This is a genomic window from Afipia massiliensis (assembly GCF_014203115.1).
GTDB lineage: Bacteria > Pseudomonadota > Alphaproteobacteria > Rhizobiales > Xanthobacteraceae > Afipia > Afipia massiliensis.
In genome coordinates, this window is the sequence record NZ_JACHIJ010000004.1 from 197,860 (window position 1) to 211,869 (window position 14,010).

Here is a 14,010-nt window from a genome sequence, read left to right on the forward strand (position 1 = left end):
GACGATGAACTCGAATTCGTCACCCTGAGGCGCCGTAGCAAAGCGAAGGCCTCGAAGGGTGACGCCACTGACGTCATTTCAAATCGGCGGGACACAGTCCCGCCCCTTTTTTGGCCGCAGTCAACGGGCAGATACGCCATCATGGCCACAAAACCTCCCCCGCCGCGCCCCGCGCCACGGCTCTATCTGGCGACACCGCCGGTGACCGATCCCGCGCATCTTGCGTCCGATCTGCCCGCGCTGCTGGCTGCCGCTGACGTCGCCGCGGTCTTGCTACGACTCACGCCAGCCGATGAGCGCGGCATGATCCAGCGCGTCAAGGCGCTGGCACCTGTGATCCAGAAGGCCGGCGCTGCCGTGCTGCTCGACGGACATTTCGAACTGGTCGCACGCGGCGGCGCGGACGGCGCCAACCTCACCGGTATCGAGGCCATGCAGGAAGCAATGCCGACGCTGAAGCCCGATCGCATTCTCGGCGTCGGCGGCTTGATCACGCGGCACGATGCGATGGTGGCTGGTGAGGCCGGTGCTGATTATGTGCTGTTCGGCGAGCCGGATGCGAATGGCGAACGGCCTTCGGCAGACGCAATCTGCGAACGGCTGGATTGGTGGGCCGAACTGTTCGAACCGCCTTGCGTGGGCTACGCTACGACACTGGACGAGGCGCAGATGTTCGCGGCAGCCGGCGCAGACTTCGTTCTGGTCGGTGATTCCATCTGGCAGGATTCGCGCGGCGCTCACGCCGCCCTGATCGAAGCCAGCCAGGCCATCGCGCGCGGCTTTTTGACGTCTCTCGCGCAAGCCACGCTGACGGGAGGATAAGACCACGATGACCGCGCTTCGCCGGGCCACGCCGTTCGCAGCCGCTCATGCAAGATTTCTTGCATCGGTCGTTGCCGGTGTTGTCGCGTTTTCGGCAAGCGCTGTCGCGCAGGGCACGCCGAATCCTTTTCCGGAACCGATCAAGCCCGCCGAAAAACCTCCGGCCGCCAAATCCGCTCCGCCAAAAGCCGCCGCACCGAAAGCGAGTACGCCGAAACAGCCAAAGAAGAGCGAGCCCGCGAAGGCGGCGACCCCGCCTGCGCCCGCCGTTCCCGACAATCCGAATGCCGATCTCGCCTACGGCGCCTATCAGCAAGGACTGTACCGCACCGCCTTCAACATCGCGCTGAAGCGTGCGCAGGAGATGGGCGATCCTAAATCGATGACGCTGCTGGGCGAACTCCATTCCAACGCGCTCGGCATCAAGCGCGACGATGCCAAGGCCGCAGAGTGGTACAAGCAGGCTGCCGACCGCGGCGACCGCGAAGCGATGTTCGCGCTCGGCATGATGCGGATCGCCGGACGCGGCGGTCCAACCAATCGCGAAGAGGGCGCCCGGCTGCTGGCCTCGTCCGCCAAACTTGGGAAAGCCGCCGCCGCCTACAATCTCGGCCTGCTTTATCTGGAAGGCCAGACCTTCCCGCAGGACGTCAAGCGCGCCGCCGAACTGTTCCGTCAGGCCGCTAATGCCGGCAACCCCGAAGCACAATATGCGCTCGCGACGCTCTACAAAGAGGGCCGCGGTGTGGAGAAGAATCTTGTCGAGGCCGCGAAGCTGATGCGCGCCGCCGCGATGGTCGACAATCTCGACGCCGAAGTGGAATACGCCATCGCGCTTTATAACGGCACCGGCACGCCCAAGGATGTGCCCACCGCGATTGCGCTGTTGAACAGGGCGGCCCGCCAGAACAGCCCGATCGCGCAAAACCGCCTGGCGCGTATTCTCGTCGACGGCCTCGGCGTTCCGATGGACAAGGTTCAGGGCTTCAAATGGCATCTGATCGCGAAAACCGCCGGCAACGGCGATCCCGACCTCGATGCGCAGTTCGCCCAGCTCTCTGCGCTAGAGAAAGCCAAGGCTGAAGACCTCGCCAAAAAGTGGTTTGGCACGAAATGAGCCGGGATTTTCCTCAGTCCGGCTTAATTCGAACCGAAGCTCACATTTGACGCTTTTTCTTCACGCAAACCGCCGTCCGCTTCTCTCCAAAATGCCCTGAACGCCCTTGACGCGCCTGCGCTTTGACGCCAAGCATCCGGCATCAAAGCCCCAATCCTTCATCCCGATCCGGCCTCATTCGGATCCTTATCAAGCCGGACGCATGATCCATTCAGCTCTCATCAACGTCATGGTCAAGGCCGCGCGTCGCGCGGGCCGCAGCCTCAGTCGCGATCTTGGCGAGATCGAGAACCTTCAGGTTTCAATGAAGGGGCCGGCGAATTTCGTCTCGCTCGCCGACAAGCGCGCAGAGCAGATGCTCTATGACGATCTGACCAAAGCGCGGCCGGGTTACGGATTTCTCGGCGAGGAAGGCGGCACGCGCGAAGGCACCGACAAATCCAACACATGGATTGTCGATCCGCTCGACGGCACAACGAACTTCCTGCACGGCATTCCGCAATTCGCGATTTCGATCGCTCTGCAGCGCGAAGGCACGATCATCGCCGGCGTGATCTACAATCCCGCCACCGATGAACTCTACATGACCGAGCGCGGCAAGGGCGCGTTCCTCAACGATCAGCGCCTGCGCGTCGCCGCGCGCCAGCAGCTCAACGAATGCGTGATCGCGTGCGGCCTGCCGCATATCGGGCGCGGCGACCATGAACTGTCCCGCCGCGAAATGGCGGAGATGCAGCAGCGCGTCGCGGGCCTGCGCCGCTTCGGTGCGGCCTCGCTCGATCTCGCGTATGTCGCGGCCGGCCGCCTCGACGGTTACTGGGAACGCAATCTCCAGCCGTGGGACATCGCAGCCGGGCTGATCATGGTGCGCGAGGCCGGCGGTGTCATCAGCGGCATCGAGGGCGGCGACACGGCGATGGCCACCGGCCATGTCGTTTGCGGCAACGAGACGATCCAGCGCGAACTGGTGAAGATTCTAAAGCCACTTTGATGCTGCGCTAGGCGCGCTTCATCCGGTAGTGACTGACGCCCCACTCGGTGCCGTCGGCGTAGCCGAACAGCCCTGCGGTGGCGAGAAAGAACCAGCGCCAGCGCCTCATCCATAGCCTGGTGTCCCGGCCGTAAACCTCGCGAAACACCGCTTCGATGGCGTCGCGGTTGCGATCGAAATTCTCAAGCCAGTCGAGCGCGGTGCGCTGATAATGCACGCCGCTCCACTGCCATTCCTTCTCCACCACGAACAGATCAGAGTATTGCCGGATCAGATGATGGCTCGGCATCACCCCGCCGGTGAAGAAGTGTTGCGCGATCCAGTCTTCCCTGTCGGCGCGGTCGAACAGGTAAGCGCCGGATCGGTGCGTGAAGATATGCATGAAGAACTGCCCGTCCGGCTTCAGCCATGACCGCACCCGCGTCATCAGTTCGCGCCAGTTCATCATGTGCTCGAACATCTCGACCGACACGACGCGGTCGAACGCCTGCTCCGGGTCGAACTCGTTCATGTCGCAGGTGACGACCTTGAGATTGGTCAGGCCGCGCATTGCCGCTTCGCTCTCGATGTATTCGCGCTGGGAGTTGGAGTTCGACACTGCAACGATGCTCGCGCCGGGAAACTGCCGCGCCATCCACAGCGACAGCGAGCCCCAGCCGCACCCCAGCTCAAGAATGGATTGCTCGTCGGCGAGATCGGCATGCACAACGGTCTGCCGCAGCGCCTCCTCCTCGGCTTCCTGAAGCGTCGATCCCGCATCGCTGTAGAAGCACGACGAATATTTCCGGTTCGGCCCGAGCACCTTCGCAAAAAACGCCGCAGGCACCTCATAGTGCTGCGCATTGGCATCGGCGGTGTGTTCGGCAATGGCGCGTGCGGCCATGTCGCGCGCGGCCATGTCGCGCGCGAAGGCAGCGTCGGTCTCCGCATTGCCCATCGCGAGCTTGGCCGCCGTGCGCGAGCACAGCGCATTGATGCCGGCGCGGATCATGACATCGGGAAGCGGCGTGCGTTCGGCGGTACCGATGATGCGTGAGATCAGACTCATGGATCGGCTCAATCTTCGAATTAAACTACTGCGGCAGCGGAAAGAACTTTCTGGTGCGCGACTGATACGCCCGGTAAGCGTCGCCGCGCGAACGCAGCATCTGCTCTTCCAGCGGCGGAATGCCGGTCACATGCACCAGAATCCAGTACATGAAGACGGGACCGAGCAGCGCGAACCAGCCCCAGCCATAGCCATAGCCCGCCGAGATCGCGATCACCGGATAGGCCAGCCAGCCGAACCACTCGAAAAAGTAGTTCGGGTGCCGCGACCACGCCCACAATCCAACATCACAGACCTTGCCCTTGTTCGCCGGATCTGTTCGGAACGCCTTGAGTTGCGCATCGGCCAGCGCCTCGCCCGCGATGCCCGTCAACAGAATCAGCGCGCCGAGATAGTCCTGCGCGCGCAGTCCTGCGACCGGAACATGCGCGGCGACGAAGATCGAGAACACCAGCGGGATCGAGCCGAAAGCCTGGTTCTGCAGAAACACAAACATCCGGCGCGGCGAATCGGCACCCCACTCCTTCGCAAAAGCCGCGTAACGCGGATCGTCTGTGATGCCCGCCGTGCGAACGGCGATATGCGTGCCGAGCCGCAGCGACCAGATGACAACGAGGGCCGCGATCAGCCATTGACGCGGCGCGATGGGCTCGCCGGCCATCGGCCAGAGCGCGCCGACGGCTCCGACGAGGCCAAGCGAAAACGTCCAGACGGTATCGACCCACCCCGAATTACCGGTGCGCTGCTGCACCAGCCATGCGCCCGTCATCAGGATAGCGAGCGCGACCGCCATGGCCGCCAACGCGCTCAGGAAGAACCAGACCATGACAATCCTCGCCTCAACTTCGTGGAAGAAATACGCTTCAAAGAAGCCAGGGTTTCAGGCGAGGTTCCGTAGCTGGGGTCAAATCGGCGATGGAGTCTTTTTTCCCGCCCCCGCTGTGCCATATTGATGCCCGACACGTTCCACGGACAAGGATTGAATATCCGCCATGGCAAAGACTTCCCCATCCCAAACTGCGGCCGACATCAGCGTCACGAAACTGTCAACACCGCGCATCTTCCTGGTCAGGATGATGGTGTTCCTCATTCTGTGCAGCCTGCTGCTTGTGGTCCTCTACAAGCAGATCTGGGTGGCGTTCCTCGCCAATCCCGGACTCAACGCATTGATTGTCGGCGTTCTGGCCATCGGCATCATCCTCGCCTTCCGGCAGGTGATCCGGCTCTATCCTGAAATTTCGTGGGTCAACAGCTTCCGCATCTCCGATCCCGGTCTTGCGGTGGACCGGCGGCCGACACTGCTGGCGCCGATGGCCGCGATGCTGAGCCATCGCTCGGGCCGCATGAGCATTTCGCAACAGACCATGCGGCATCTGCTGGATTCGATAGCTACCCGGCTCGACGAAGCGCGCGACCTGTCGCGCTACATGACGGGACTGCTGGTGTTTCTCGGCCTGCTCGGCACATTCTGGGGCCTCATTGAAACCGTCGGCTCGGTCGGCAAGGTGATCGAAGGCCTGAAAGTCGGCGGCGATGCCGGCTCGGTGTTCGACACGCTGAAGGAAGGTCTCGCCGCGCCGCTCGGCGGCATGGGCATTTCGTTCTCGTCCTCGCTGTTCGGCCTCGCTGGTTCGCTGGTGCTCGGCTTTCTCGATCTGCAATCGAGCCAGGCGCAAAACCGTTTTTACACCGACCTCGAAGACTGGCTGGCGGAAACCGTGCGGGAATATGCCGGCGACGGCAGCAGCAGCACCGGCGACCTAAATCCCGCGCTCGACCGGCTACGGCTGGCCGTCGAGGAAATGGGATCGAACCGAACCGCGACCACCGCGATGGCCAATCTCGCCGAAGCGATCCAGGGTCTGGTGCATCACATGCGCACCGAACAGCAATTGATCCGCGAATGGGCCGACGGCCAGGGCGAGCAGAACAAAGAGATCAAGCAGCTTCTGGAGCGCCTCGCGCGTCAGCCCGAGACCAACTGACCGGAGATATTGGATATGGCGCTCTCGCGTTCACGCCGCAACGACAGCGGCTTCAACTACTGGCCGGGCTTCGTCGATGCGCTGTCGACGCTGGTTCTCGCCATCGTATTCCTGCTGTCGGTGTTTCTTGTGGTGCAGTTCTTCCTGTCGCAGGAAGTCACCGGCAAGGACAAGGCGCTCGAGCGGCTGAATGCGCAGATCGCGCAGCTCAACGATCTGCTGTCGCTCGAAAAGCTCGGCAAGCTGAACCTCGACGAGCAACTCTCGCAGATGCGCGCCGGACTTGCCTCCGCCGAGGCCGAACGCGATCGCGTCAAAGGCCTGTATGACGGCCTCGCGGGCGCCGGTGCCAGTGCTGCGGGCCGTGCCACCGAACTCGGCAAGGCGCTGGATTCGGAAAAACAGGTGTCCGCGCGCGCGCTGGCGCAGATCGAAGTGCTGAACCAGCAGATCAGCGCGCTGCGCCGGCAACTGGCGGCCCTCGAGGAAGCACTCGACGCTTCGGAGAAGCGCGACAAGGAATCCCAGACCCGGATCGCCGATCTCGGCCAGCGGCTGAACGTGGCGCTGGCGCAGCGGGTTCAGGAATTGTCGCGCTATCGTTCCGAATTCTTCGGACGGCTGCGCGCCATTCTCGGCAACCGGCCGGATGTCCGCATTGTCGGCGACCGTTTTGTGTTCCAGTCCGAAGTGTTCTTCGACACCGGACAGGCGCTGTTGCTGCCGGAAGGCCGCGCCGAACTCGACAAGCTCGCAACCGCGCTGATCGATCTCGACAACCAGATTCCGAAAGAGATCGCCTGGGTGCTGCGCGTCGACGGCCACACCGACGTGAGGCCGATCAACAGCCCGCAGTTCAAATCGAACTGGGAGTTGTCATCGGCCCGCGCGATCTCCGTGGTGCAGTATCTCGTCTCGCTCGGCGTACCGGCGCAGCGGCTCGTTGCAGCAGGGTTTGCGGAATTCCAGCCGCTCGATCCCGAGAAGACCGAAGAGGCTTACAAGCGCAACCGCCGCATCGAATTGAAGCTCACCGAACGATGATCCGCACGTCGCAGACCTGCATGCGATCATGAGCGTCCCCTTCACGCTCCGGCCCTACACTGCCGACGACGAGAACGCAGCCATCGACCTGTGGTTTCGCACCTGGCAGCAGGCCTATCCGTCGATCGACTTCGCGCAGCGGCTGGAAGGTTGGCGCGCGCGCTGGCGGGATGAACTGGTGCCGGTAGCGCAAATCGTCGTTGCCGAACAGAACGGCAAGATCACCGGTTTCGTCACCATCGATGGATCGGGCTATCTCGACCAGCTTGTGATCGCGCCGGAGGCATGGGGATCGGATCTCGGCAACGTGCTGATCGCCAAGGCCAAGGCGATGTCGCCGGGCGGCATCACACTGCTGGTCAACACCGATAACGCCCGCGCGATCCGCTTTTATGAGCGCAACGGCTTCGTCCACACCCACGACGACGTCAATCCGGTGTCCGGACGAAAGGTCTACGGCATGGCGTGGAAGCCGTAAGCGTCAAGCCGCTTCCAGCAGCGCCACAGTGCCCTGCCCGCCGTCGGCGCAGATACTGACGATGGCGCGCTGGCCTTTCGGCATTGCCGCCAGCGCCTTCACGGCCTGACTGAGGATACGCGCGCCGGTGGCGCCGAACGGATGACCGAGCGCGGTCGAGCCGCCGTTCGGATTCATGCGCTCGCGCGGAAACTTTCCGAACTCGGCATTGACGCCGGCCTTGTCGCGGATGAACTCCGGACTCTCCAGCGCCTTGATATGCGCAAGCACCTGCGCCGCGAAGGCTTCGTGAATTTCCCAAAGGTGAATGTCCGCATAGGTCAGCGAATGGCGCGCGAGCAGACGCGGGATCGCATAAGGCGGCGCCATCAGCAGGCCTTCGGTGCGAAAATCCACCGACGCGATTTCCCAGCCGATCAGCTTTACCCGCGGCGTATTGGCGGGAAGCTTCTCCAGTCCCTTTTTTGAGGCCACCCAGATGCTCGATGCGCCGTCGGTGAGCGGCGATGAATTACCCGCCGTCAGCGTGCCCTTGCCGCTGGTGCGATCGAATGACGGCGACAGCCGCGCCAGCTTCTCCAGCGAGGTATCCTTGCGGGGAATGGTGTCGCGCTTCACACCGTCGAACGGAATCACGAGGTCGTCAAAAAATCCGCGATTCCACGCGGCCACCGCGCGCTGATGGCTTTCCAGCGCGATCTGGTCCTGCGCCTCGCGCGAGATATTCCAGACCTTGGCGGTGATCTCGGTATGCTCGCCCATGCTCATGCCGGTGGTGCGGTTGCTGACCGCCGGGATATAGAGACGTACATCGCTGAGCTTCAGATCGATGGCGTGGGTGAGCTTCTGTCCCAGCGATCGCGCGGTCTGGAACTGGCGCACCCAGTTCGACAGCGACATGCCGAGCCCAAGCTGAACCTGGCTGAGGCTGTCGACGCCGCCGACCAACGCAAGGTTTCGCACCTCGCCGTCGATCATGCCGGCGGCTTCGAATACGCCCATCATGCTGGTCGAACACGCCATGACGGTGGAATAAGCCGGCACCGTCGCATCAACGCCGGCATCCATCAGGATTTCGCGCGCAATGTTGCTCCAGGTCAGGTTGGGCACAACGTTGCCCCAGACCGAGAAGTCCGGCTTGCCCCCGTCCAGACGCTCGATCATGTGCTTGACCACCGGAACCGACAGCGCGATGGCATCGACACCCGACAGCGGGCCGTCGACTTTCGCAAACGGCGTGCGAACACCCGCCGCGAGCCAGATATCGTTTCTTGCATCGGTTTTTGCAGATTGCGCCATCGAATGCTCCCGGATCGTACGCCTTGGTTGGCGCTTCCGGGACACTATGCGATCAGGCAGAGAGCATACAAGCCGACGGCGCGCCGGGCTGTCATGAAGCTGTCAGCTTGCAGCCAGCAGCGCTTCGTTCGGCATCCAGCCCGCCATTGCGGCCTGCTTCCAGCTTTCGCAGGGAATTTCCGCGGCGCGATACAGCGGCTTCTCGAAACGTGTCAGCCGCCAATCGCTCGGCGCCACCGCGAAGGTATAGCCGGCCTTGCGGGCGAGAGCGATCATCTGTTCGTTGTTGCGGAAGGTCTCGCCGAACAGCCGCAGCGCGCCCAGCGCCGCCGAGCGGCATTCGAGATTGGACAGCATGGCCGTGCCGATACCCTGACCCTGCCATGCGTCGCCGATGGACAGTCCGAATTCGGTGTTCTGCGTTTGCGCGTCATAGCTGTAGCGGGACTCGCCGACGATCGTGTCGACGCCGTCGATTTTCATTTCGGCGATCACCGCGAAACGGCTGCCCTCGCCGATATGAAGCGCCTTGTCGAGCTCCGACGGCGGCAACTCACTGGCGGCCCCCATCAGGCGATTGTAGCGCGACTGCCGCGACAACGACCGGAAGTAGGACAGCAGCGCGTCGGCGTCATTTGGCTCAAGGAAACGGACCGTCAACGACCTGCCGCCCTTCAGCCGCACCACATCGGTGTAGCGGCCGAGATTGCTGAGAACAAAGCGGTGATCGGATTCGGCCAGCATGGCGCACTCCATCGACTGTTGTGCGAGAGGAAAAAGCGAGCCTGATCCGGGGAGGACGACGGGGACGGATCAGACTCGCGAAGGCGGCTTACGCACGCCAGAACGGCTTGCTGGCCTCGTAGGCGAAGTCGCTCCAGCTCGCGCCGACATCGTGGAAGTCGCGGTCGCTGAGATGGGCCAGCTCAGCCCGCCGCTTTGAGCGCTGCTGCCAGGTGTGCAGCACGTCGGAGATCGACGTGATCGGGTGATGGATGAAGTCATGATGATGATTTGTCATCAGGTCGGTTGTGCAAGCAGACATGGTAGCCTCCTAAAACAAACTTGATGATGGGAATATCTGCCCGCGAACCCCCATTGACAAACGACACGTTGTCCCTCGTAATATGAGATAATCTCATATATTAGGGAAGCTCATGACCGCCAGATTGCCCTCCCTGAACGGTTTGCGCGCTTTCGAGGCCGCTGCACGGCACCTCAGCTTCACCCTTGCCGCGCAGGAGCTGAACGTCACCCAGACCGCCATCAGCCACCAGATCCGGCGGCTGGAGGAAGAACTCGGCATCAAGCTGTTCATCCGGCAAAGCCGCTCGCTGGCTTTGACGCCCGAGGCCACCGACTATTTGCCGGGCATTCGCGCCGCGTTTCAGGATCTGCGCACCGCCACCGACCGCCTGCTGCGCAACGGCAATGACCGGATGCTGACAGTCAGCACGCTGACATCGTTCGCGGTGAAATGGCTGCTGCCCCGGCTCGCGCCGTTTCAGGAAAAACATCCCGACATCGACGTCCGTATCACCACCTCGACCGAGCTGGTCGACTTCCGCCGCGGCACGGTGGACGCAGCAATCCGGTACGGACGCGGCCAATGGCCGGGCCTGCGCGCGGAATGGCTGATGACGGACCAGATGTTTCCGGTGTGCAGCCCCGCGCTGCTTGAGGGCAACAATGCCCTGAAAAAGCCGGAAGACCTTGCCCGTTTCACGCTGCTGCACACAACCGGCTACAATGACGACTGGCGGTTCTGGCTGACGGCCGCCGGACTTCCCACCCACATTGCGAAGAATCCAGGACTGACATTCGATCTGTCATTCATGACGATTCAGGCCGCCGTCGACGGCATCGGCGTTGCGATCGGCCACACCGCCTTCGTTCAGGACGATATCGCGAAAGGACGTCTGGTCGCGCCCTTCGATGTGACATTGCCGGAGGATGCCGGATACTATTTCGTCACGCCGCACGAAAAGGCCACTTTGCCGAAGGTCACCGCGTTCCGGGATTGGTTGCTCACAGCGATGCGGCCATAAAGCGCCTGCGCGCTGTTCGCGAAACAGCTGCCGCGTGGTCCTTTCCGACACCTCACCCGATGCGTCTTGCGCCTTCGCGGAACAGCGCGGCGCCTTCCGGTGCGAACTGCATCGCGGTGAGAAAGTCGTCGACGCAATAGCTCGGAAGCCGCTTGCGGATCGCGACCATCTGCGCACGCCCCTCCTCAAGCCGGCCCGCCAGCGCCAGGCAATAGGCGGCAATCGCAAGGATGTGCGCATGCGCGTTCGGCCGCGCGGCCGCCTTCAGGCCCCAGTCGGCCGCTTCATCGAACTGCTTGAGCCGCACCAGCGCCATCGCACGCGCGCCGAGCATGCCGAACAGCAGGGGATCGAACGGACTGAGGTGACGCGAGTGATCGGAAAATTTGACGGCCGCCTGCGGATCGCCACCCTGCGAGTGGACGAAAGCCAGCGTGTAGTGGCCAAGTGCGAAATTGGGACTGAGATCGATCGCCTGCTCCAGTTCGATCAGGGACTGGTCCTGCTGTCCGCGCAGCCAGAGCGCGCGGCCCATGGCCCAATGCGCACCGGGGTCGCGATCGTCGGCCATCAGGCTCTGTCCGGCGGTGTCGAACGCCCGGTCAACTTCCGGCTCGCGCGGTGCCCAGCCCTGAAATGCGCTCTGGAAATGCGCGAAGGACAGCCCGCCATAGGCCCGCGCGAAGGTGGGATCGCGCTGCACGGCCATCTCGAAGAATTCCCGGGCGCGTTCGTTGTCGGCCTTGTTGAACCGGTAAACATGCCACAGGCCGCGATGATAAGCTTCCCACGCATCCAGCGAGTTCGGCGGCTTCAACATCGCGCGGTTGCGTTCGATCGTTTCGATCTCGTGGGCAATGGATGCAACGATCCTGTTGCCGATCTCATCGAGGACGAGAAATGAATCACTTGTCCTCTGGTCGAAAACCTCGGTCCAGACCACGCGTGCGGAGCGCGTCTCGGCGAGTTCGACCGCGACAGTCATTCGCGCGCCCTGGCGCTGCAGCGAGCCGCTGACGACATAGTCCACGTTCAGCATCCGCCCCGCTTCTTCCGGGCCGACGTGCCGCTCGCTGAGCGCGAACACAGTGCACTGCGCGATGATGAAGAGACTGCGCAGTTTCGCGAGCCTCGTGATCAGATCATGCGCGAGACCCCCGGCCGCGCCACCTTGCGCGGGCAACGCGGCGTTGCGCTCGACAAACGGCATGACCGCGATGGAGGCACGGCGAGGTGACGCGATCACGCCGTCATCGGCCGGTGCCAACGCGAGCACCGGAGATAGATCGGTCACGCGAACCTTTGGGCCGTCGCCCCGCGCTTTCGCTGCCCGCCACATCTCCCGCACTGGCCCGTGATCGAGTCCTTCAGCCTCGAACATCCGTGCGGTTGACAGCAAGTGCTCGTCGCCCTCGCGCAGCCTGCCGCGACGCGCGAATGCATCCAGCAGCATTTCGTGGACGCGCAGATCGAATGGCGCAAGCGCCAGCCACTTTTCCAGATAGCCGAAGATGTCGTCGCCGGTCTCTGCTCCGGCAAGGCGCTCCAGCAGGGCTGCGTGGCGGCCGCGAAACTGGCGGCGCTGTGCGGTGAGCCAGGCGTTGAAATCCGGATTGCGATCGATCTCGAAGCCTTCGAGAAATTCCCCGACGTACAGCGAAGCCAGCACTCGCAGCCGTTCGGGTGACAGTTGCTGGATGCCCTGCTGGGTTGCGCGCGCGACCTCGATGGCATCGACAAAGCAATCGGCCAGATCGAGCGCGACGGTGTCTTCCTGGGTTTCAACCCGTTGCCGGTCAGGCGTGTCGACCACAGACCTCAGCTTGCTGAGGCACCAACGCAGCTCTCCACGCGGATCGTTCGGAACATCCCAGAGAAGTTCGCAAAGCTGGCTGCGCGGCACGGCTCGTGGCGCGAGCGCGAGATAAGCCAACAGCGCCCGCACCTTGCGCGAGGTCGGCAGCGCCACCGGGGCGCCGCCCCGCTCAATCGCCAGCGGTCCGAGCAATTGCACATGCAAGGCCGGGCCACCGGACCGATCCGATTCCACGGGCATTTCCACGCCGCGTACCACGCTCGTCTCCATGTGTGACCGTTACGGCTGGGATCGATGGCAATGGCGCTTATGGCGCCCGATCCAGCCCTACTCGCGCAGGCGAGACAACACATCCGAACGGAGAAGAACCATGCTCGATACCACCAATACCATCAGCAAAGTTCCCGTTGACTTTACGGCGGTCAAGGCCCGCCAGCAAGGCGCCTGGTCGTCCGGCGACTACGCCGTCGTCGGCACAACCCTTCAGATCGTCGGCGAAGAACTGTGCGAGGCCCTCGACCTGCGCGCTGGCCAGCGCGTACTCGACGTCGCCGCCGGAAACGGCAACATCACGCTCGCGGCCGCGCGCCGCTGGTGTGACGTCACCTCCACCGATTATGTGCCGGCCCTGCTCGAACGCGGCCAGGAACGCGCTCGCGCCGAACGGCTTAACATCACCTTTCGTGAGGCCGATGCCGAGGCGTTGCCGTTTCAGGACAAGAGTTTCGACGCGGTCGTCTCGACCTTTGGCGTGATGTTCACGCCGGATCACGACCGCGCCGCGGGCGAGCTCATCCGCGTCTGCAAATCCGGCGGCAAGATCGGTCTTGCCAACTGGACACCGGAGGGCTTCATCGGCCAGCTTTTCAAGACCATCGGCAAACACCTGCCGCCGCCCGCGGGCGTGAAGTCACCGGCGCTCTGGGGCACACGCGCACGCATTGACGAGATGTTTTCGGCTAACGCCTCATCCATCAAGGTGGCACAACGTCATTTCGTGTTTCGCTACCGATCGCCGGACCATTGGCTGGAGATCTTCAAAGGTTATTACGGACCGGTGCTCAAGGCGTTCGCCGCGCTCGAACCTGCCGCTCAATCGGCGCTCGAAAGCGACATCAGGGCGCTGCTCAGTCATTTCAACCGCTCGGGTGACGACGCCGTCATTATTCCCAGCGAGTACCTTGAGATCGTCTGCACGCGGCGCTGAAGCGAGCCAGCATCCCGTTTGATTGACGAGAGCGATAAGGCCCTCAAGGAGATCGTGCGGTGAGCATCACCGCACGATCTCCCACCTCGGGTTCCCCTGCCTCAGACTTTTCATCGTACCGCCTTGCTATGGTCAAAGCGCGATGCCTCCTGTTG

At 63.0% G+C, this 14,010-nt stretch carries 14 protein-coding genes; 8 read left to right on the forward strand and 6 right to left on the reverse strand.

Going from position 1 to position 14,010, the window contains the following annotated elements; translation table 11 throughout:
- Positions 1-141: 141 nt before the first annotated feature.
- The 3 genes from HNQ36_RS14705 (at position 142) to HNQ36_RS14715 (ending at position 2,930) form a co-directional block, all read left to right on the forward strand.
- A complete protein-coding gene (locus HNQ36_RS14705) occupies positions 142-822 on the forward strand; it encodes a thiamine phosphate synthase (protein WP_184086301.1) in 681 nt (226 codons plus the stop codon).
- 7 nt (positions 823-829) lie between these two features.
- The gene (locus HNQ36_RS14710) at positions 830-1,939 is read left to right on the forward strand and encodes a tetratricopeptide repeat protein (protein WP_184086303.1); all 1,110 of its coding nucleotides are present in this window, start codon (positions 830-832) and stop codon (positions 1,937-1,939) included.
- Positions 1,940-2,141: 202 nt separating this feature from the next.
- On the forward strand, positions 2,142-2,930 hold the full coding sequence (locus HNQ36_RS14715) for an inositol monophosphatase family protein (protein WP_184086304.1): 789 nt from the start codon (positions 2,142-2,144) through the stop codon (positions 2,928-2,930).
- Between the two features lie 7 nt (positions 2,931-2,937).
- Here the strand turns inward: HNQ36_RS14715 and HNQ36_RS14720 are convergent, their stop codons facing one another.
- Positions 2,938-3,978: an SAM-dependent methyltransferase gene (locus tag HNQ36_RS14720; protein ID WP_184086306.1), complete on the reverse strand. Its 1,041-nt coding sequence runs from the start codon at positions 3,976-3,978 to the stop codon at positions 2,938-2,940.
- A 25-nt stretch (positions 3,979-4,003) separates the two neighbouring features.
- A complete protein-coding gene (locus tag HNQ36_RS14725; protein ID WP_184086308.1) occupies positions 4,004-4,804 on the reverse strand; it encodes a DUF1295 domain-containing protein in 801 nt (266 codons plus the stop codon).
- A gap of 166 nt (positions 4,805-4,970) precedes the next feature.
- On the opposite strand from HNQ36_RS14725, the gene HNQ36_RS14730 reads away from it, so the two are divergent.
- Genes HNQ36_RS14730 through HNQ36_RS14740 form a run of 3 tightly spaced genes read left to right on the forward strand, consistent with a single transcriptional unit; the run spans position 4,971 to position 7,485 of the window.
- Complete coding sequence (locus HNQ36_RS14730) at positions 4,971-5,963, forward strand: hypothetical protein (protein ID WP_046827777.1); 993 nt, start codon at positions 4,971-4,973, stop codon at positions 5,961-5,963.
- A gap of 15 nt (positions 5,964-5,978) precedes the next feature.
- Positions 5,979-7,007 carry a peptidoglycan -binding protein gene (locus HNQ36_RS14735; RefSeq protein ID WP_184086310.1) on the forward strand — a complete coding sequence of 343 codons (1,029 nt, stop codon included), beginning with the start codon at positions 5,979-5,981 and terminating at the stop codon, positions 7,005-7,007.
- 28 nt (positions 7,008-7,035) lie between these two features.
- On the forward strand, positions 7,036-7,485 hold the full coding sequence (locus tag HNQ36_RS14740; RefSeq protein WP_184086312.1) for a GNAT family N-acetyltransferase: 450 nt from the start codon (positions 7,036-7,038) through the stop codon (positions 7,483-7,485).
- A 3-nt stretch (positions 7,486-7,488) separates the two neighbouring features.
- Here HNQ36_RS14740 and HNQ36_RS14745 read toward each other — a convergent pair whose 3' ends face one another.
- The 3 genes from HNQ36_RS14745 to HNQ36_RS14755 form a co-directional block, all read right to left on the reverse strand.
- Complete coding sequence (locus HNQ36_RS14745) at positions 7,489-8,784, reverse strand: acetyl-CoA C-acyltransferase (protein ID WP_184086313.1); 1,296 nt, start codon at positions 8,782-8,784, stop codon at positions 7,489-7,491.
- A 102-nt stretch (positions 8,785-8,886) separates the two neighbouring features.
- Positions 8,887-9,528, reverse strand: coding sequence for a GNAT family N-acetyltransferase (locus HNQ36_RS14750; protein ID WP_184086315.1), 642 nt, complete (start codon positions 9,526-9,528; stop codon positions 8,887-8,889).
- A gap of 88 nt (positions 9,529-9,616) precedes the next feature.
- Entirely contained in the window at positions 9,617-9,829 is a 213-nt protein-coding gene (locus HNQ36_RS14755; RefSeq protein ID WP_184086317.1) for a DUF1127 domain-containing protein, read from the reverse strand.
- Positions 9,830-9,941: 112 nt separating this feature from the next.
- Between HNQ36_RS14755 and HNQ36_RS14760 the strand changes: the two genes are divergently transcribed.
- Positions 9,942-10,832 (forward strand): transcriptional regulator GcvA, encoded by an 891-nt coding sequence (locus HNQ36_RS14760; RefSeq protein ID WP_184086319.1) that lies wholly within the window; start codon positions 9,942-9,944, stop codon positions 10,830-10,832.
- Between the two features lie 52 nt (positions 10,833-10,884).
- Here the strand turns inward: HNQ36_RS14760 and HNQ36_RS14765 are convergent, their stop codons facing one another.
- On the reverse strand, positions 10,885-12,888 hold the full coding sequence (locus tag HNQ36_RS14765; protein ID WP_246395390.1) for a transcriptional regulator: 2,004 nt from the start codon (positions 12,886-12,888) through the stop codon (positions 10,885-10,887).
- Positions 12,889-13,018: 130 nt separating this feature from the next.
- Between HNQ36_RS14765 and HNQ36_RS14770 the strand changes: the two genes are divergently transcribed.
- Complete coding sequence (locus HNQ36_RS14770; RefSeq protein ID WP_184086323.1) at positions 13,019-13,855, forward strand: class I SAM-dependent methyltransferase; 837 nt, start codon at positions 13,019-13,021, stop codon at positions 13,853-13,855.
- Positions 13,856-14,010: the final 155 nt, after the last annotated feature.